The organism is Acinetobacter sp. CIP A162 (assembly GCF_000367905.1).
GTDB lineage: Bacteria > Pseudomonadota > Gammaproteobacteria > Pseudomonadales > Moraxellaceae > Acinetobacter > Acinetobacter lwoffii.
Genome location: NZ_KB849159.1, coordinates 1,059,659 through 1,077,811, shown reverse-complemented (window position 1 = coordinate 1,077,811; position 18,153 = coordinate 1,059,659). Strand labels below are relative to the sequence as shown.

14 protein-coding genes and 3 pseudogenes are annotated in these 18,153 nt (G+C 43.5%); 8 read left to right on the top strand and 9 right to left on the bottom strand.

Annotated elements, in window-relative coordinates:
• Positions 1–395: 395 nt before the first annotated feature.
• Positions 396–549: pseudogene (locus F995_RS17005) on the bottom strand (hypothetical protein); the annotation flags it as partial.
• A 34-nt stretch (positions 550–583) separates the two neighbouring features.
• Entirely contained in the window at positions 584–1,888 is a 1,305-nt protein-coding gene (locus tag F995_RS11500) for an IS4 family transposase (RefSeq protein ID WP_004282307.1), read from the bottom strand.
• Between the two features lie 676 nt (positions 1,889–2,564).
• Here F995_RS11500 and F995_RS17140 point away from each other — a divergent pair.
• The 4 genes from F995_RS17140 to F995_RS11485 are packed head-to-tail and all read left to right on the top strand — an operon-like array spanning position 2,565 to position 5,971.
• On the top strand, positions 2,565–2,696 hold the full coding sequence (locus tag F995_RS17140) for a hypothetical protein (RefSeq protein WP_004647016.1): 132 nt from the start codon (positions 2,565–2,567) through the stop codon (positions 2,694–2,696).
• Entirely contained in the window at positions 2,689–3,132 is a 444-nt protein-coding gene (locus tag F995_RS11495; protein WP_004280384.1) for a CopG family ribbon-helix-helix protein, read from the top strand. Before F995_RS17140 ends, F995_RS11495 begins: the two co-directional genes overlap by 8 nt.
• Before the next feature lie 11 nt (positions 3,133–3,143).
• Positions 3,144–4,952, top strand: coding sequence for an allophanate hydrolase (gene atzF, locus F995_RS11490; RefSeq protein WP_004647015.1), 1,809 nt, complete (start codon positions 3,144–3,146; stop codon positions 4,950–4,952).
• Positions 4,949–5,971, top strand: coding sequence for an ABC transporter substrate-binding protein (locus F995_RS11485; RefSeq protein ID WP_004647013.1), 1,023 nt, complete (start codon positions 4,949–4,951; stop codon positions 5,969–5,971). The genes atzF and F995_RS11485 overlap by 4 nt, the downstream gene beginning before the upstream one ends.
• A 69-nt stretch (positions 5,972–6,040) precedes the next feature.
• Here F995_RS11485 and F995_RS11480 read toward each other — a convergent pair whose 3' ends face one another.
• From F995_RS11480 to F995_RS11460, 5 genes are all read right to left on the bottom strand, one after another.
• Positions 6,041–6,388, bottom strand: coding sequence for a DMT family transporter (locus tag F995_RS11480; protein ID WP_004647012.1), 348 nt, complete (start codon positions 6,386–6,388; stop codon positions 6,041–6,043).
• Between the two features lie 8 nt (positions 6,389–6,396).
• A complete protein-coding gene (locus F995_RS11475; RefSeq protein WP_004647011.1) occupies positions 6,397–7,278 on the bottom strand; it encodes a hypothetical protein in 882 nt (293 codons plus the stop codon).
• Entirely contained in the window at positions 7,275–8,282 is a 1,008-nt protein-coding gene (locus F995_RS11470) for an isopenicillin N synthase family dioxygenase (RefSeq protein ID WP_004647010.1), read from the bottom strand. The genes F995_RS11475 and F995_RS11470 overlap by 4 nt, the downstream gene beginning before the upstream one ends.
• A 77-nt stretch (positions 8,283–8,359) precedes the next feature.
• Positions 8,360–9,241 (bottom strand): ABC transporter ATP-binding protein, encoded by an 882-nt coding sequence (locus F995_RS11465; RefSeq protein WP_004647009.1) that lies wholly within the window; start codon positions 9,239–9,241, stop codon positions 8,360–8,362.
• A complete protein-coding gene (locus F995_RS11460; RefSeq protein WP_004647008.1) occupies positions 9,241–10,185 on the bottom strand; it encodes an ABC transporter permease in 945 nt (314 codons plus the stop codon). The genes F995_RS11465 and F995_RS11460 overlap by 1 nt, the downstream gene beginning before the upstream one ends.
• Before the next feature lie 318 nt (positions 10,186–10,503).
• Here F995_RS11460 and mtlD point away from each other — a divergent pair, with 318 nt between their 5' ends.
• The gene (gene mtlD / locus F995_RS11455; protein WP_004647007.1) at positions 10,504–12,630 is read left to right on the top strand and encodes a bifunctional mannitol-1-phosphate dehydrogenase/phosphatase; all 2,127 of its coding nucleotides are present in this window, start codon (positions 10,504–10,506) and stop codon (positions 12,628–12,630) included.
• 65 nt (positions 12,631–12,695) lie between these two features.
• On the opposite strand, the gene F995_RS11450 is transcribed toward mtlD, so the two are convergent.
• Together F995_RS11450 and F995_RS11445 are read right to left on the bottom strand one after the other, a co-directional pair.
• A complete protein-coding gene (locus F995_RS11450) occupies positions 12,696–13,700 on the bottom strand; it encodes a CmpA/NrtA family ABC transporter substrate-binding protein (RefSeq protein ID WP_004647005.1) in 1,005 nt (334 codons plus the stop codon).
• 10 nt (positions 13,701–13,710) lie between these two features.
• Positions 13,711–14,289: an ANTAR domain-containing response regulator gene (locus tag F995_RS11445; protein ID WP_004280362.1), complete on the bottom strand. Its 579-nt coding sequence runs from the start codon at positions 14,287–14,289 to the stop codon at positions 13,711–13,713.
• A 503-nt stretch (positions 14,290–14,792) separates the two neighbouring features.
• On the opposite strand from F995_RS11445, the pseudogene F995_RS11440 reads away from it, so the two are divergent.
• From F995_RS11440 to nirB, 3 genes and pseudogenes are all read left to right on the top strand, one after another.
• Positions 14,793–15,584, top strand: a pseudogene (locus tag F995_RS11440) (FAD-dependent oxidoreductase); the annotation flags it as partial.
• A 51-nt stretch (positions 15,585–15,635) separates the two neighbouring features.
• Positions 15,636–16,337 (top strand): IS1 family transposase, encoded by a 702-nt coding sequence (locus F995_RS11435; protein ID WP_004282341.1) that lies wholly within the window; start codon positions 15,636–15,638, stop codon positions 16,335–16,337.
• A gap of 28 nt (positions 16,338–16,365) precedes the next feature.
• Positions 16,366–18,135: pseudogene (gene nirB / locus F995_RS11430) on the top strand (nitrite reductase large subunit NirB); the annotation flags it as partial.
• Positions 18,136–18,153 lie beyond the last annotated feature (18 nt).

Sequence of the window (18,153 nt, the reverse complement as noted above, 5' to 3'; positions counted from 1 at the left end):
TTTTGCCAGTGTTGATCTGTCAGCATGGTACGAGGCATAGCGAATAGTAACATTGGGTTTGGCGATTTGATTTTACTACTTCGCTATTTTTTTAAGCTAAAAGTGTCAACACACCCTAGATTCTTCTTTGTAATTAGAAATTTTCGATTTAGTTTGAGCAACTAAATCTTTTACAGAATCAAAATTGAATTTACAGCTATTAATAAATTGAATTTCTGAGGTTATTTGAAATATTTCATTGGCATTTACAGGTGATGTACCATTAGAACTCCATGAGTTGTCTTGACCATGTCGAGTTGGCCTTCTAAATTTTGTTGCATTTAAATATTTACAGAGATTATTAATTTCTATTGTTAAATCATATTTTTGAAATTTTGCAAAATCCATTGTTGTTTGAAATAATTTACGTAAAAATCTACTTTTCCCTGCATTATTTTTTCCAATGAAAAAATTTAGTCTTTTAATCTCAATAATTTCATCATATTCAACATCATTGTCAGAGCTATAGTCATCTAAATTTTCAGCCCAATAATATAATTTTTCTGTCATAAAAAGCCCCCCAAATATGGGTAATGCCAGTCAGTTAAGAAATTGACTGGCATTTTCTTGGATATTTTTGTGCTTTAATTTTCACTACTCGCGGACATTGCCTTTGCCTTTTTTCAGGTAATACAAATATTTTAGATTGTTCAAATAATTGCGCTAAATGTTTGGGTAGGTTTCCTGCTGATTCTAAAGGTGTGTGCCTTAAGATATTGATAATACTCATAGATGCAATATGGAAACTGATCCTTAAAGGACTCACCTTTGCATGTTCAGCGATAAACCTCATCTGTCTTCTTAAGATATTATATGCAATAAATACCCCCCACAATTCTTGATAGACCAAATCAGGTTGTTTGCTTCTTAAAATCCTTGCATCCTGTAAATCACTTTTAATTTCCCGATAACACATTTCTATTTCCCAACGCTGGATATAAAGCATTGCAAGGTCTTTGAATGGATAAACTTTAGAATCTGTTAATGATGTAATGTAACGTCTTATTTTTCCTGCATATTCAACTTCAATTAAACGTGCTTCCCAATAGTCACCCAATGACGGATTTATCTTTTTTGCTCTTGCTGAAACAGGCATTTTGATCTGAAAGTCATGGGCCGCATTATGATGAATCACTTCATAACGCAGGTTGTCCTTTGCTCGCATCAACCAATGACTCTCTTCTGCCTGAGATTGCCAGCTCACTAAAAAATCAGCAGAGAAGTAAGCACGATCAAATAGGGTAATACTGCGAACTGGTGCTTTTAATTGACTGGCTAAGGTTAATTCACCTTGATCCATACTACCCATTTGGGCATCAATCATTTCATGGGTATTGGTATTCACCAGGCAAGTCGCTCTAACTTGTGGGTAAGGTGCAGCTGCTGTTTTGCCTTTGGATGAACCAAAGTGCTTAAAGTTTTCTTCTGTATGAGGCATAGACCAAACCACACCATCTACAGCACAAACGCATAGACCGTGAAAGTTGCTATATTGTTGTTGTGAGTCTTTAAACCATGCCTGACTTAATGTCGAAAATAAAGCACTCATGGGTTCTAAGCCTAAGCGTTGTCTTGCTTGTACGGATGCACTCGGTACACAGTATTCTGCCGTACCGAAAACAAGTTGCAATTGTTGAACCACATACCAAATCGGTTGATTTCGAAATAGAGCAAGTCCGATTACCAGCCAAACAACATGTTCAGCAGGCAGTTTTCTTTTTCGAATTGATGCTTTACCTGTTTGGTCTAAGCAATCTTCAATCCAGTTTAAATCAATCAATTCACTGAATTGTGAAAGTGAAGGTAGGGTTTGTTTTAATGTTAAATCTAGATTCTGAGATAAATTCATAAAAAAAGAGCGTATTTACATACGCTCTTTTTACAGCATTTTAACTTTTTTTGCTTAACTGACTGGCATTACCCCAAATATGGGAGCTAATTTAGCAGCAATTCATTACTTTTCAAATGAGTTATGAAATAGTAATTGATTCAAGTTTAGTAATCTTAGTTTCAAATATAGAAAGCAGAGGCATACAGTTGCCTGAACAACTCAGCCACACTTTGATGCACACTCGAACCCCAATGGTGCAAAATGGCCTATTTTTCAGGCATAATAAAAAAATAAATCATTCTTGTTCTAGCTTTCAATATGTATGTAATTGATTTGCCACGCATTCTGCTTAAATCTATTCTATTTTTATATTGTGGCACGCTTAATGCTTTTATTTACATACAACATAAATAGAGGAGAGCAATACACTTGATCACTCATAATCACAAACATCGGTTAACCATTCATGTATAAAAAGAATAGCAAGGACATGAGCAATCAAAATGGAATAAACCGGTGAAATACAAAACTTACTTTTGCTTTAGAACAAGCCCCATTTCAATGTTATGGGGCTTTTTTTCGCCCTTTTAAGCAAGTTTATTTACCTCATCCAAATAACTAAAAATTGGCACGCTTTCTGCATTTTCCTAAGTAATACGAAATTCTGGTTTTGTAATATCCCTAGGAGATGCACATGAACAATCCGACATCAAATAAAAAAATGCATCCATGGCTTCACTTTCTGGTTGAGCTGCTCAGCGTACGTGCAGGCTTTCACATTAAACAGTCTTCCCAATATCAACCCAAGGATCAACATCGTGCCTAAACAAAAATTGGCACGGATCAGTATTACCGTGCCAGAAACAACGCTACATGCGATGGATCAAAAAATTGTCGAGCAGCACTATGAAAGCCGCTCGCAGGCCATTGTCGATATGATTAATCGTCACCTGATTGATGATCTGGTGATTCGCGATGAAGTCATGGTTGGCACGCTTACCTTGCTCTATGACGTCAGCTTGAAACCGCTGCGCAGTCAGCTGGTCGATCTGCAGCAGCAGTATCTGGCACAAGTGATCAATTCGCTTCATATCCAGCTGGATGATGAAAAAATTCTGCAAGTCATGCTGATGCAGGGCGCGAGCAGTGATCTGAAAGAAATTAGCGAACAATTTATTGCACTGAAAGGCGTGATTAAAGGGCATCTCGAACTGATGGATGCCGTCATGCCACCCATTCCACAAAATACCGAACACACTTAAGGAGAACAGCTGTGCACAACTTATGGACTGTACAGGACTGGCAACACGCCTACCAGAATAACAATATCCAGCTTAGTGACCTGATTGAGTATGTTGCCGGGTTGAATAATGACGATCATGCCTGGATTTCAATTGCGACAGCAGCACAATTACAGGCACAAATTGATGCATTGACTGGTGCAGATAGCGCAAGCTTGCCACTTTATGGGGTGCCATTTGCGGTCAAGGACAATATTGATGTTGCGGGGTTCTATACCACAGCGGCTTGTAAAGAAGCAGCTTATCTGGCGACTGCCGATGCAACAGCAGTAGCCAAATTAAAAGCTGCCGGCGCGATTGTCGTGGGTAAAACCAATCTGGACCAGTTTGCAACGGGTCTGGTCGGTGTGCGTTCTCCATACGGTGCGGTTAAGAACAGCTTTAATCCTGAATACATCAGTGGCGGTTCAAGTTCCGGTTCAAGTGTTGCTGTAGCCAATGGACAAGTGCCATTCAGTCTGGGTACAGATACTGCAGGTTCAGGACGTGTACCAGCAGGGCACAATAATATTGTCGGACTCAAACCGACCAAAGGCTGGTTCTCGACTACTGGTCTGATTCCAGCTTGCCGTAGTATCGATGTGATTTCGGTATTTGCTTTGACGGTGGATGATGCCTGGCAGGTGGCTCAAATCATGCAAGGTTTTGATGCTAGCGATGATTATTCCCGAGCACATCCTCAGAATGTTCCGAGCCAATTTTCCAAAAGAAAAATCGCCATTCCAGATACGCTGGAATTTTATGGTGATGCCGAAACCGAAAAAGCATTTCAATTGGCAATCTCACGTGTACAAAGCTTGGGCTATACGGTAGAACCGATTGATTTTGAGCCATTTCAGCAACTGGCATCAGCCCTGTATAACCGCTCTTGGGTTGCAGAACGCACCAGTGCCGTTGAAAAAATGGTGAAACGTGAGCAAACCCATGCCGTGATTGGTCAAATCATTGCACAGGCAGACCAGTTCAGTGCGGTCGATGTCATGCAGGATGAATATGAGCGCGCCCGACTTAGCCGCATCATTCAAAATACCTTGGCGGATTATGATGCCTTAATGGTGCCTACCGCACCGACCATTTATCGCATTGCAGAGGTAGAAGCGGATCCTCTGGTCAAAAACAGCCACATGGGCGCTTATACCAATTTTGTCAATTTTGCTGATCTGTCAGCTTTGGCATTGCCGAATAGCATCCGTGCCGATGGTTTGCCAACCGGTGTGACCTTTATTGCACCCGCCTGGATGGATGAGGCACTGGCCAAATTTGGGCAAAAATGGCAGCAGGTAAGCCAGTTAAAGCTGGGAACCTCTGCACATAGCTATGCAAAAACCACGGAAATTTCATCAAGTCATAGCATCAAACTGGCTGTGGTGGGGGCGCATCTAACTGGTATGCCACTGAACTTTCAGCTGACCACACGCGGTGGCACCCTGATCAAGCAGACCCGGACTGCTTCGCATTACAAACTGTATGCATTAAAAAATACCACACCGCCAAAACCCGGCCTGCAATACAGCGCGAAAGGTTTTTCAATTGAAGTAGAGGTCTGGGACATTCCGCGTGCACTGTTCGGGGACATTGTTGCAGAAGTGCCGGCACCTTTGGGGATCGGCAATGTCCAGCTGATAGGTGGTACTTGGGTCAAAGGCTTTATCTGTGAAGGCTATGCACTTGAAGATGCAACAGATATCAGTCATTTCGGTGGCTGGCGCGAATTTATGAAATCTAAACAACTTTCAAATACAAAATTTAAATGTGAATGCATAGGGGAAGTCGCAAAATGATCAAAAAAGCACTGATGTCCGTTTCCGTACTGTCTGCAATCCTTTTAAGTGGTTGTGATAATACTGCTAAAGTACCTGAGCCAAATGCCAAGGCAGTAGGGAGTGTGAATACCCAGCCCATCCGTATTGGTTATAGTGACTGGCCGGGATTTGTGGCCTGGCAGGTGGCGATTGAAAAAGGCTGGCTGGAAGATGCCGGAGTTAATGCCGATTTTAAATGGTTTGACTATTCTGCTTCACTCTCTGCATTCGCAGCGAATCAGCTGGACGCCGTACTGGTCACTAATGGTGATAATCTGGTCACTGGCTCTGGCGGTACCAAGGGTGTAATGATCATGGCGACTGATTATTCAGCTGGAAATGACGTAATTATTGCCAAGAATGGCATTAATTCGATTCAGGATCTGCGTGGTAAAACGGTTGCAACTGAAAAAGGCCTGGTCGATCACTTGTTACTGTCCACTGCACTGGATGATGCCAAGGTTAAACTGAATGAAGTTAAATTGGTCAATACCATGACCAATGAATTGCCACAGGTATTTGCAACTCCTGATATTGATGCGATTGCAGTATGGCAGCCGGTGGCGAATCAAGCGCTATCTGCGGTGGCCGGTTCCAAGATTATTTTCACCTCTAAAGACAAGCCAGGATTAATCTACGATACCTTGACGGTGAATCCCGCCCATCTGGAAGCCAATAAAGAGCAATGGAAAAAGGTGATTCAGATTTGGGATAAAACCGTCAAATATATCAATGACCCGGCGACTCGTGAAGATGCTGCACAGATCATGTCCAAACGTGTCGGTGTCGATGCGAAGACCTATATGCAGTTCATTGATGGCACGCATTTACTGGATCTGGCCGCCAACAAGAAAGTCTTTACCAAAGGTGATGGCTTCGATTCGATCTATGGTTCCAGTTACCATGTGAATAAGTTCAATGTAGCCAACGGCATTTATACAACAGAAATGAATGTGGATGGCGTGATTGTTCCAACTCTGGTACAAGAACTCAAATAGTGCACCTATACTCATTCTAGAATGTAATCTAGACCAATAAAAAATCCCCAGATTGGGGATTTTTTATATTCAGCTCATTATTAAAAGGTAAAGCTCCGTACTTTTGGAAAAGACATTGATAAAAATAATGCCAATGATCATAAACGCCAGACCGATCAGCGCGGGAAGATCCAGTTGCTGTTTAAATACCAGCAGGCCAACCGTTGAAATCAGGATAATACCGGCCCCTGACCAGATTGCATAGGCAATGCCCATCGGGATGGTTTTCATGGTTAATGACAGGAAAAATAGGGCAACGGCATAACCGGCAATGGTGGCAAGCGAAGGCCAGAGCACGCTAAAACCATTGGAGGCTTTAAGTGCAGAAGTCGCGATGACTTCTGCAATGATGGCAATCGAAAGATATAAAAAAGACATATTTCTCCCTATAACATCCGTTCTGCATGCTGCATCAGGTGATCCTGTTCTAACTTCAGCCAGCTTTCAGCTTCAGTAGGCGTTGGTGTTTTGTACTGAAATGCATAATCTGGTTGGTACATATCCAGCTCAAATATCAGGTCTATGTCCCGACCATCTAAAATTACATGCTGAACCAGACTGCTTTCATTGAGAACTTCAAAATTTTCCAGATTAAAGGTTTTGCCTGTCTCACTGCTGCGGGTGCTGTAAGTTTTAGCTTGACCATCAGTCCCGATAGAAACCTCAAAACTTTCCACCAAGGCAAACACGGTCGGATCGACAGCTTTCAAATCCATTTGAGCTACTGCACTTTGCACTTTCGGCAAACGCGTTAGGGCATAAGCAATATGATCAGCACAAATAATCAGACCACCATCCATTTCCAGTGTCTGACCAGATTGAACATCAATCGCAGATTGCAGTCGCAGCCCTAAAAATAAACCGTGTTGTACCTGCTGGCGCCAGTCTTCGACATAGACATTACTTGGAGAAAATTCCAGAATGCAGTTGCCAATCGCATGCAACTTGGCTGGTTCCGGCCACTGCACATGATTCTGGTAATTGGCGTAGTCTTTCACTTCCCAGGACAAGAGCTGGCTGGCGTTATCCCAAAGCGTATTGCCAATCCAGCCTTGGCGTTCCTGAACAGCAGTTCCCGTCTGGCTTTTTAGACGAAGATCAATGGTAAAACTGCGCGACTGAAACCAGTACACAATAGTATTTTCATCGGTCAGGCCATTATAAAAACTGATGCTTTTACGCCGAAATGCCCCATATAAAAAGCCTGGAATAATCTCTGGCTGAAAAGTCACAGGCTTTAAAGTTTTAATTACTTCAAACAGATTCATGATGCTGTCTCCGCCTGTTCTTCAAGTCCAAAAGAGGAAAGTGGTACAGCATTTTTTAAGACCAGCTCACCGCTAGCGACGCGCTGTTTTAAATATTGAAAGGTCTGGGCGGTCTGATTAAACAGATGTTCCCCTCCGATCAGGGCAGAATATTTGGAATTTTCAGTGTGAATAACCGGTTCAATCACGGTGTCATAATTGCAGGCGCAAAACAGTGGGAATGAATAACGTTCTTCAGAGACCTTTTTCACGCGGTGCTTGGTGGCGAGATATTTACCATTTGACAGAATTTCCATCATGTCCCCGATATTCATCACCAGTGTATTTTCAATCAGGGGAATGTCGATCCATTCACCGGCTTTATTCAAAACCTGTAAGCCGGGTGCGGTTGGTAACAGCAGGGTAAAGCATTCGTAATCGGTATGTGCGCCAATGCCTTCGGCGTCTTTCACTTCCGGATTATAAGGATAATGAATCAAGCGTAGCTGACTTGGTGCATCAGTAATTTTGCTTTCAAAAAAGTCCTCACGAACGCCCAACGCCAGTGCAAAGGCAGAAAAAATCTGCCGGCTGATCTCACGAAGATGGCTGTAGTATTGGCTGACAATAGACTTGAAATCCGGATGGTCTGGCCATAAGGTAGGGCCAAGCAAAGGACAGTTTTTTTGTGTACCCTGATAATCATAATTGACATCATAGGCTTCTTTTAAGTCATAACTGTTGCCGGCAAACTGTTCTTCGCCAATTGGCACATAGCCGCTATGGTTTTTTGATTTGCCAATATAGTGCTGCATCTTGCTGTCCAGATCCTGAGAAAAATATGACTGAGCCATTTCAATCAGGGCTTTGGCGTAATCAAAATTGAACTGGTCACCCTTGAGATAAAGAAATCCGACTTCTTTACAGGCATGATCCAGAGCATGAGCAACTTCAATACGATCGGCTAAATCCGGACTTTGTAATTTTGAAATATCAACCAGTGGGAGTACATATTGCGCTTGCATGATAATCACCTCTAATGTTGGTCGTCCAACACAGCGATTAAAACCTTCGGGTCGTCCCAAAGGCATTTTGGATAAGATTATTTATTGCTGCTGACCTTGGTCATACGCGGAATGACCGGCAGTTCTGCCAGTGCCGGATCCAGTTCATCTTCTTCAGCATGCACCAGATAATCGACACGTTGTCTTAACTGTTTAAATTCAGGACTAAGCATGACGTCTGGATGGCGTGGACGAGGTAGATCAACTTCGATAATTTCCTTGATTTCACCCGGATTGGCTTTCAGTGCAACAATACGGTCTGCCAGTAAAATGGCTTCATCCATATCGTGGGTCACAAAAATGATGGTGATATCAATGTTTTGCCACAGGTCCATCAGATGACGCTGCATTTTTTGGCGCGTATGCGGGTCTAGTGCACCAAAAGGTTCATCCATCAACAGGATTTTCGGTTCATTGACCAAGGCGCGGGCAATCGCCACACGTTGCTTCATCCCGCCTGAGAGTTGATGCGGATACTGATCCTGATATTTTTCCAGGCCAATGATGTTGATCCATTCACGTGCCTGCGCTTCAGCAGAAGCATTACTTTGACCTTTCGTTTTCGGGCCAAACATGATGTTTTCTTTTACGGTCTTCCATGGAAACAGGGTATAGCCCTGAAACACCATGCCACGTTCCGGGCTCGGGCCGGTAATCGGCTGGCCATCCACCAGAATCTCACCACTGCTATAAGGATCCAGACCGGCGACTACACGGCTAAAGGTTGACTTGCCGCAACCAGAAGGCCCAATCACACAGATAAACTCACGCTTATGAATTTTCAAATTGAGTGCATTTAAAACCGTACGTTCAGTTTTGCCATGACTGAATTTTTGTGTCAGTTGCTTCGCTTCCAGAATCACCGGACGGCTATAAATCTTGTCGAAGTATTCACGGGTATTAAATTCAGTGTTTTGCATCAGTTAGCTCCCGGTTTCCATTTAAATAAGCGTTGTCCCAGTTTCATTAAAATCACATCACACAGCAGACCAATCACACCGATAATCAGGATCGCGGCAAAGACATTATCAAAGTTTTGATAGCGGGCTTGCTGGGTAATGAACCAGGTAATCCCGGAGGTACTGCCGATCAGTTCTGCTACGATCAGGTAAGTCCATGCCCAGCCGAGCAACACACGCAGATTACGGTAAATTTCAGGCAGGGCGGCAGGAATCACCACATGTAACAGACTTTTGAGTTTATTGGTGCCCAGAGTAAAACCGGCTTCGATCAGGCTGCGATCCACCAGACGTGTGGTATTGGCAATAATCAGGATTTGCTGGAACAAGGTTCCAATCACAATAATGGCAATTTTTGGTGCATCATTAATTCCGAGAATTGCCACTGCCAGTGCACCAAAGGCCGGAGCAGGCAGATAACGAAAAAATTCGACAAAGGGCTCGGTCAGCTGGGAAATTTTATTGGAAAACCCGCATAAAATACCGAGTGGAATACCAACCAAGGAAGAAATAAAGAACGCGGTAAAGACCAGCTTGATACTGTGCCACAGGCTTTCATGAAACCAGGGCGCATTGGCCTGAGCCGGCTCCGTGGTAAAAGCTGTGATCAGTGCAATCGCAACTTCATGCGGTGCAGGCAGATAAATCGGGTTGACCAGAATACCTTGCGGTGGGGTAAGACCCTGATCTACCGCAGACTGCGCAGCAGAAAAAAACTGGTCTTTATCAATACGACTCTCTACCTGTAAATAGGCAACACTACCTGAATCAGTAATCTGGACTTGTGGATGCCAGATAAATGGCAAGTAGCTGACTGCACACCAAATTAGAATTGGTATTAAAAAAGACCCCAAGCCAAACAGTAGTTTATTTCTTTGACTGAGTTCACGTGCAACGTAACTCATAGTGTTGCCCCTCAATATTACAAATTTTATAAAACGTAATACTGACTAAGCAAAATGGATGCCATGATGAGGGGAAACAGCCAAAATGTTAAAATAATCTTATATTTAAAAAGAAAATTTAAAATGAAAGGTAAGGATGGCAACTTACTTAAGTTAACATTCTGATTACATGTAGAAACATAAAACATGGAATTTTAGTCTTTATTGGTTATTTTTTGATCCAAACTATTTCATATCTTTACATCGGTTTAATTCGACCCAGCTTTTCTTTAAGGTATTGCTCACTTCTTAACTCATTGAATTATAAAAAGGGGAGCAATGTTAGAGTTTAAAAATCAAATCGTACATGGCGCAATTTTCGATATGGATGGAACCATGTTCGATACGGAACGCTTGCGCTTTCAAACCTTGCAGCAAGCTTCACGTGAGCTGATTGGTGTCGAATTTTCTGAAAGTTATTTAATGCAGTGTTTGGGCCTCAGTGCCCGTAGTGCAGAGCAGCTAGCCAAAGAGCGTTATGGACAGGATGTGCCCTATGCTGAGATTCGCCAGCGTGCCGATGTGCTGGAACTGGAACATGTACGTCATCACGGTGTTCCCATTAAAAAGGGTTTATTGCAGGTATTGGAACGCTTACGCAAGGCAGGCCTGAAAATGGCGGTGGCGACTTCAAGTCGCCGTGCAATCGCAGAAGAATATCTGATCAATGCCAATGTCTATAAGTTTTTTGATGTGCTGGTGTGTGGCGATGAGATTAAACAGGGGAAACCTCATCCGGAAATTTTTATCAGTGCAGCCGAAAAAATCAATTTAAGCCCGGCCCAGTGCCTGATGTTTGAAGATTCTGAAAACGGTTTGCGTTCTGCCTATGATGCAGGTGGTATGACGGTACTTTTCAAGGATATCAAAATACCGAACGAGTCCATGCTGGCACAAGCCCAGTATTATTATGAAACGGTCGAAGATTTTTTAATGGAACTGAACCAGTTTGTTCCGGTTCTGGACATGCCGGAACTGAATACTGCTTTTCCGCAAACACTCAATCAGCTGACTGTCGGGATTCACGGTTTTGGTGCAATTGGGGGCGGTTATCTGGCTCAGGTATTATCACACTGGGATGGATACACTCGTCCGCGCAAAATTATTGCTTCGACACGTAATCCGCTGTATCAATCTAGCGTCAATGCTTTTGGCACTTACTGTATTCGCTATGGCCAGAATTCTTTTGACCAGCGTATTGAAAATATGAGCGTGATTGATGCGCATGATCTGGAACAAATGCAGAACATGTATATTGAATCCAGTCTTGTAGCAGTCTGCGTACCTGAGGAAGCGCTGGTTTCTGAAGCAGAGGTCATTGCACAGGGCTTATACGCACGTTATCTGGCTTATGAGCAGCAGGATCAGCCACTGACAGTTTTAATTATCCTGAATAAAATCGGCGCTAAACAACGGGTAATGCAGCAGATTCTGAATAGTCTGCGAATGATTACTGATGGACAGACAGCCCAGAAAATTATGGATCAACATTATTTCTGTGACACCGTGGTCAACCGTATGGTGTCCAAGCTGTCGGACCAGAAACTGTACCGTCAGCTGCGTATCAAATACAACATGTTCAAGCAATATCAACTGGATGAGGATCTGTCCGTAGTTGATCTGGATGATGCTACGGCACTGAATGCAGAACAGGAACATCAGGCTGGGCTATATATTGAAGACCTGCGCCGTAATTTCCAGCCGAGTCATATTCTGCAGTCTATGGATCTGATTCTGTTTAATGCTGAAACAGATATGCCGATTTATGTAGAAAATAACAGTCCGTTACTGGCGAAAATGCGGCAGATGATTCTGGTGGATGATATTGCCAATATCCAGCTGATTAAAAACCGCTTATGGAATGGCGTGCATGCGATGATGGCGTGGTATGCCAGTCTGCGTGGACATCAGACTATTGGTGTTGCCATGTCTGATCATACAGTCAGAAAATTTATGCACCAAGCCTTAGCTCAGGTGAAGCATGGTCTCTGCTACCAGATTCCAAAACATGCCTCAGACCTGGAACGTCTGGCTCAAAGCTTTAGTGAATCCTGTGCCAATGCTTATCAGGATCCATGCGCGCGTGTAGGTCGTGAACCCCTAAGAAAACTTGAGTATAATGAGCGTGTTATGGGGTCATTGGCCACCTTGCTTAAATATAGCTTAGCTTATGATGTTATATTAAAAGGAGCGGTGCTCGGTTATGTCTATGCTCTCGAGCAGGGTGAATGCGGGCAGCAGGAACTTTTGATGCATTTGCAGATTCAGTTGAGACATATGGCATTGGAGCCACAGCTCTATGAGGCGCTATATGATGAAATGTCACAATTCATCAATCAGATTATTGCTGGAAAATTGTCCTTGCAGAAATTCATGCAACTGGATTTACAGCGGGCATTAAGCTAAATAAAACATTAAATAAAAAAGACCCGGAATTTCCCCGGGTCTTTTTTATGGGAATATACAAAGTATTAAACAGTGCTAGATTCTTGTTGATAAATACAGGATTGTGCAATCTGTAGCTGATCATCCACTGACAGATCAAGATTTTCCCATTTCTGCATCTGCTGCAGGAGCCAGATAAAATCATCGACTTTCGGTTGGGCGATTTCCCCAACAAAATTCCGGATAATATTCTTGATCTTGTAAAAGTCATAGACATGCCGCTGGGCGGAACATTCAAACTGAATAATCTGATAATCCACCAGCATGTTCCACACGTCTGATAAATCATTGCGCTGCTTTAAATCATTCTGCGCTTTTTGTACTGCCTTGACCACTGCCTCTACGGTAAATGGATGCTGTTCTGCCCATTCCTGGGTCATGGCCAAGACTTTATCGGCAACTTTTGGAATCACATTCTGGCTGGCGGCGACGATAAAGCTATAGCCTTCAAGTTTGGCCTGAATATTCCAGGGTTCTCCCACGCAAAAACCATCAAATACCTGTTCTGCGATTCCTTTTACCATGGAAGGCGGTGGAGACGTCATCAGCTGGATATTCTTGGCCAGTTGTGGATCAGTCAGCGCCAGCCATTCTTTTAAACAGTAATGGTGAATCGAATATTTATACACATAGGCCAGATTGATGGGATGATTCTGTTGTAAAGCCTGTACAAGTTTTTTTGAGGTACTTTCTTCATCATCCCCTGGCTGGATGCCGAGTTCATAACACAGATCTTGCCGTAGGCTAATAAAAGCCTGATTCACGCTCAGTACTAGAGGGGTTTGCAAAGCCACCTGTAACTGGTCTGTGCCCAAGGCAGCAGCGGGCAACATGGCGGACAGACAATGTGCAGCATCCAGAAAGCCATAGGCCAGACGGTCACGCAGACTTGACCAGGAGGCTTCACGGATTAAATTGATGGTTAATCCTTGCTCGGCAAAATAACCCTGTTTTTCGGCCCAGAGAATGGCAACACAATCAAGTAAAGGAATATAGCCAATATTGAGTTCAGTTTTTTCTAATGTGGACATATGCTTTTCCTTATTGGCCCAGTAACAGCTTCTGTGCATCCAGTAAGCGTCTGGCCATTTCACCAATGGTAATCCGGTGACTCATGGCATTTTTACGCAATAAAGCAAAAGCTTGTTCTTCCGTTAAGGCATGTAGCTGGATGAGCAGGGCTTTGGCTTTATCGATATCTTTACGGTCAATCAGCTTGTCCTGGGTTTCTTTTAAATCATTCAGCAGCTTTTTATGCTTGCGAAACTGTTCAATTGAAATTTCCAGAATGCTTTCTAATTTGGTGGGATCAATACCATCGACAATATAGGCCGTGATTCCGGCATCAATCGCACTTTTGATGGTGTCTTTGTTGGAGTTCTGGGTAAACAGCACGGTCGGAAGTTCATATTGGCTGACACAGCTTTCAATAATATCCCGATGCGGATGATCCATATTCAGCAGGATCACATCTGCATGAATACCCTTAACATGTACCATATTCAGGTCATTCAGGATTAAACAGGCCACCACCTGAAAATCATGTGAAAGTAAGGATTCTTGGATGAATTGGGCGCGCTCCAGATCATCATCAATAAGAGCAATTCGTAATTTGGACATGGAATATTTTCAAGTAAGGCCTAAGGAATATTCAAGCAGGAATAAAGCAAAAAACATGCCATTAAATTGGTGCATAAAATTCTATTTTTCTGTTCAATTTAGTGCACAGCTTTAGGGATTCCAGCTGATAGCTCATCAAAATGAAGCATTTAGGTACATCATCTGCCTGAAATAAGGCGTTTTCTTATTGGAAAAGTTGGCACGATTTCTGCATTTATTAAATCGTCAAAGATGACTTTCAATACTAACAACGGCCAACGATGTCCGTTCTGATCGTAATTGCACTTTCAAGGAGTGTGATTGGTATTTCGTTCAGCACAGGATAAATGACATGGTCAGTTGTTCAGCAATACAAAACGCACAAGCGTTTCAACCCTTCCTCCAGCATTACAAAGCGCTGGGTTGCGGTATTTACAACATATTCAATCAGCAGACATATCAATGCCTAGACGTGATATGCGGCTTTTTATCATCTTTAAAAAAACAATAGTTGGAGTGCAGATATGAAAATTCTCATGATTGGGCATGGCATGGTGGGGCATAAATTCATCGAATCTGTACTGGAACAGGCCGGTGATGACATTGAGCTGACCATTTTGGCAGAAGAGCCACATTTAGCTTATGACCGGGTACATTTGACCGAATATTTCAGCGGCAAGTCGGTCAAGGATCTGAGTCTGTGTCGTAGTGATTTTGCCGATGCTTATGGCATTGATTTGCGACTTAATACTAAAGCGGTTGAAATTGATCAGCTCCATAAAACCGTCACCACCAGCCAGGGTGATGTGCTGAGTTTTGACAAGTTGATTCTCGCTACCGGTTCTTATGCCTTTGTGCCACCAATCCCGGGCAATGACCGTCAGAATTGCTTTGTTTATCGTACCATTGAAGATCTGGATGCCATTCGTGCAGCCAGTCTGAATGCCAAAACTGGCGTAGTGATTGGCGGCGGCTTGCTAGGGCTGGAAGCAGCGAAAGCCCTGCGAGATCTGAATCTGGAAACTCATGTCGTAGAATTTGCTCCGCGTCTGATGGCGGTGCAGATTGATGATCTGGGCGGCCGGGTACTGCGCTCTAAAATTGAAGACCTTGGTGTCAAGGTACATACTCAAAAGGCCACGTCAAGTATTGAAGATGGTGACAGCACTCAGCATGTAATGAAGTTCGGAGATGGTTCGGTGCTTGAAACCGATATCATCCTGTTCTCGGCCGGCATTCGTCCGCGTGATGAACTGGCGCGCCAAAGTGGTTTACTGATTGGTGAGCGTGGCGGCATCATCATTAATGGGTGGTGTTTCAAAAAGTATGCTGAAAAAAAGCAGGTTGGATTTTGATAAAATAGAGAAATGCGAATAACTCTAGAAATCAAGTGTCCAGCCTGCCTAAGTGACAGTATAAAGAAAAATGGCACAAAAGTAGATGGTAAGCAAAATTACCAATGTAAAATATGCAGACGTCAATTTATTGGTGATCATGCTCTCAGTTATCAAGGCTGTCACTCAGGTATCAAAACCAAAATATTACACCTCATGGTGCGAGGCAGTGGTGTCAGGGATATAGCAGAAATTGAAAGAGTAAGTATCGGTAAAGTTCTACGGACACTTAGCCAATCAAAATATCAACTTCGAGCACAGCAAAGTCATTATGAAACCCTTGAAGTAGATGAGTTTTGGACTTTTGTTGGTCATAAGCAAAATAAACAATGGCTAATTTATGCCTATCATCGAGAAACAGGTGAAATTGTTGCTTATGTATGGGGTAACCGAGATTTAGCCACTGCAAAACGACTTAAATTAAAATTGAAGCAGTTAGGTGTAAGCTATACATGTATATCAAGTGACCATTGGGATAGCTTTGTTACGACCTTTAAAGAATGCAAACAGTTGATTGGTAAATTTTTCACTGTGGGTATAGAAGGCAATAATTGTCGATTACGGCATCGAATCAGGCGAGGCTTTAGGAGAAGCTGCAACTTCTCCAAAAAGCTTGAAAATCATTTCAAAGCCTTTGATTTAGTGTTCTTTTATATCAATAATGGATTCGTTTAATGCCAGCATACTTTTTGAAACACCACCCATTAATGATTATTGCCAGACCTCACATCCGGACATTTATGCCATTGGTGAATGTGCACTTTGGGACAATAAAATTTATGGTCTGGTTGCACCAGGCTATGACATGGCGCGGATCGCGGCAAAACATGTCCTAGGCCAAGAAAGTCATGCATTCGCTGGTGCAGACATGAGCACCAAACTCAAACTGATGGGGGTGGATGTCGCCTCTATTGGTGATGCACATGCTATGTCCCCAGGGGCCTTGAGCTATTTCTATGCTGATGAAGCGGCGCAGGTTTATAAAAAAATCGTGGTGTCAGCAGACAAGACCAAGCTGCTGGGCGCGGTGCTGGTGGGCTGTGCCAAAGAATATAGTGATCTCCTGCAAATGATGCTAAATGGTCTGGCTGTACCGGAGCAACCGGAAAGCCTGATCATGCCGGGCTTTGATCAGTCAACCTCCAAATCAGGTGGCAGTGGCATCGATTTATTGCCTGACAGTGCGACCATCTGTTCCTGTAATAACGTTTCCAAAGCTGATATCTGTTCAGCCATTGATGGCGGTGCGACTTCATTGGGTGCATTGAAAAAATGCACGCAGGCTGCAACAGCGTGCGGTGGCTGTGCGCCACTGGTAACGCAGGTTCTCAAATCTGAATTACAGCGTCAGGGTGTCACGGTGAACAATCACCTGTGTGAACACTTTGCCTATTCACGTCAGGAACTGTATCACCTGGTTCGTGTGCATGAGATCAAGACATTCTCTGACCTGATTCAGCAACATGGGCACGGCATGGGCTGTGATATCTGTAAACCGACTGTAGCCAATATTCTGGCATCCTGCTGGAATGATTTTGTTCTGAAACCAAGTCATGCCGGTTTGCAGGATAGTAACGACTACTACCTCGGCAATATCCAGAAAGATGGTTCCTATTCGATTGTGCCACGTGTGGCAGGCGGCGAGATTACCCCGGATGGTCTGATTACCATCGGTCAGATCGCCAAAGATTATGGTCTATATACCAAAATCACGGGCGGACAACGAATTGACATGTTTGGTGCGCAGGTACATCAACTGCCTGAAATCTGGGAAAAACTGATCAATGCCGGTTTCGAGTCCGGACATGCTTACGGCAAATCCTTACGTACGGTGAAATCTTGTGTGGGTAGTACCTGGTGCCGTTTTGGAGTCGATGATTCTGTCGGCTTGGCGATTTTCCTGGAAAATCGTTATAAAGGCCTGCGTTCACCCCATAAAACCAAAATGGCAGTATCCGGCTGTACCCGTGAATGTGCAGAAGCACAGAGCAAGGATGTCGGTGTCATTGCCACGGAAAAAGGCTGGAATCTATATGTATGCGGAAATGGCGGCATGAAACCGCGCCATGCTGAACTGCTCGCCTCGGATCTGGATACTCCCACACTCATCAAATATATCGACCGCTTCTTTATGTTCTATATCCAGACAGCAGACCGTCTGCAGCGCACCAGTGTGTGGCGTGACAATATGGAAGGTGGGCTGGACTATCTGAAAGATGTCATTGTGCATGATTCGCTCGGCATTGCCGCTGAACTGGAAAGCCGTATGCAGCATGTGATTGGCACTTATCAGGATGAATGGCGCACTGCGATTGAAGATCCTGAAGTGCGCAAACGCTTTAAGACTTTTATTAATGCCAAAGTAGCCGAGCAGAATGACCCGCATATTCAGTTTGCGCCTGTACGTGGCCAGATTCGTCCAAAGACAGAAGCTGAACGTGATTTAAACCGTATTCCAGTGGTTGAAGCCTAAATACCACAGTCAGGGAGA

What these genes read in the sequence shown, in the direction of transcription:
- F995_RS11450 (WP_004647005.1), bottom strand. Translation starts at nt 13,700, where the DNA reads ATGTCCACATTAGAAAAAACTGAACTCAATATTGGCTATATTCCTTTA.
- F995_RS11470 (WP_004647010.1), bottom strand. Translation starts at nt 8,282, where the DNA reads ATGCAAGCGCAATATGTACTCCCACTGGTTGATATTTCAAAATTACAA.
- F995_RS11465 (WP_004647009.1), bottom strand. Translation starts at nt 9,241, where the DNA reads ATGCAAAACACTGAATTTAATACCCGTGAATACTTCGACAAGATTTAT.
- F995_RS11435 (WP_004282341.1), top strand. Translation starts at nt 15,636, where the DNA reads ATGCGAATAACTCTAGAAATCAAGTGTCCAGCCTGCCTAAGTGACAGT.
- F995_RS11485 (WP_004647013.1), top strand. Translation starts at nt 4,949, where the DNA reads ATGATCAAAAAAGCACTGATGTCCGTTTCCGTACTGTCTGCAATCCTT.
- mtlD (WP_004647007.1), top strand. Translation starts at nt 10,504, where the DNA reads ATGTTAGAGTTTAAAAATCAAATCGTACATGGCGCAATTTTCGATATG.
- F995_RS11480 (WP_004647012.1), bottom strand. Translation starts at nt 6,388, where the DNA reads ATGTCTTTTTTATATCTTTCGATTGCCATCATTGCAGAAGTCATCGCG.
- F995_RS11445 (WP_004280362.1), bottom strand. Translation starts at nt 14,289, where the DNA reads ATGTCCAAATTACGAATTGCTCTTATTGATGATGATCTGGAGCGCGCC.
- F995_RS11460 (WP_004647008.1), bottom strand. Translation starts at nt 10,185, where the DNA reads ATGAGTTACGTTGCACGTGAACTCAGTCAAAGAAATAAACTACTGTTT.
- F995_RS17140 (WP_004647016.1), top strand. Translation starts at nt 2,565, where the DNA reads ATGAACAATCCGACATCAAATAAAAAAATGCATCCATGGCTTCACTTT.
- F995_RS11475 (WP_004647011.1), bottom strand. Translation starts at nt 7,278, where the DNA reads ATGAATCTGTTTGAAGTAATTAAAACTTTAAAGCCTGTGACTTTTCAG.
- F995_RS11500 (WP_004282307.1), bottom strand. Translation starts at nt 1,888, where the DNA reads ATGAATTTATCTCAGAATCTAGATTTAACATTAAAACAAACCCTACCT.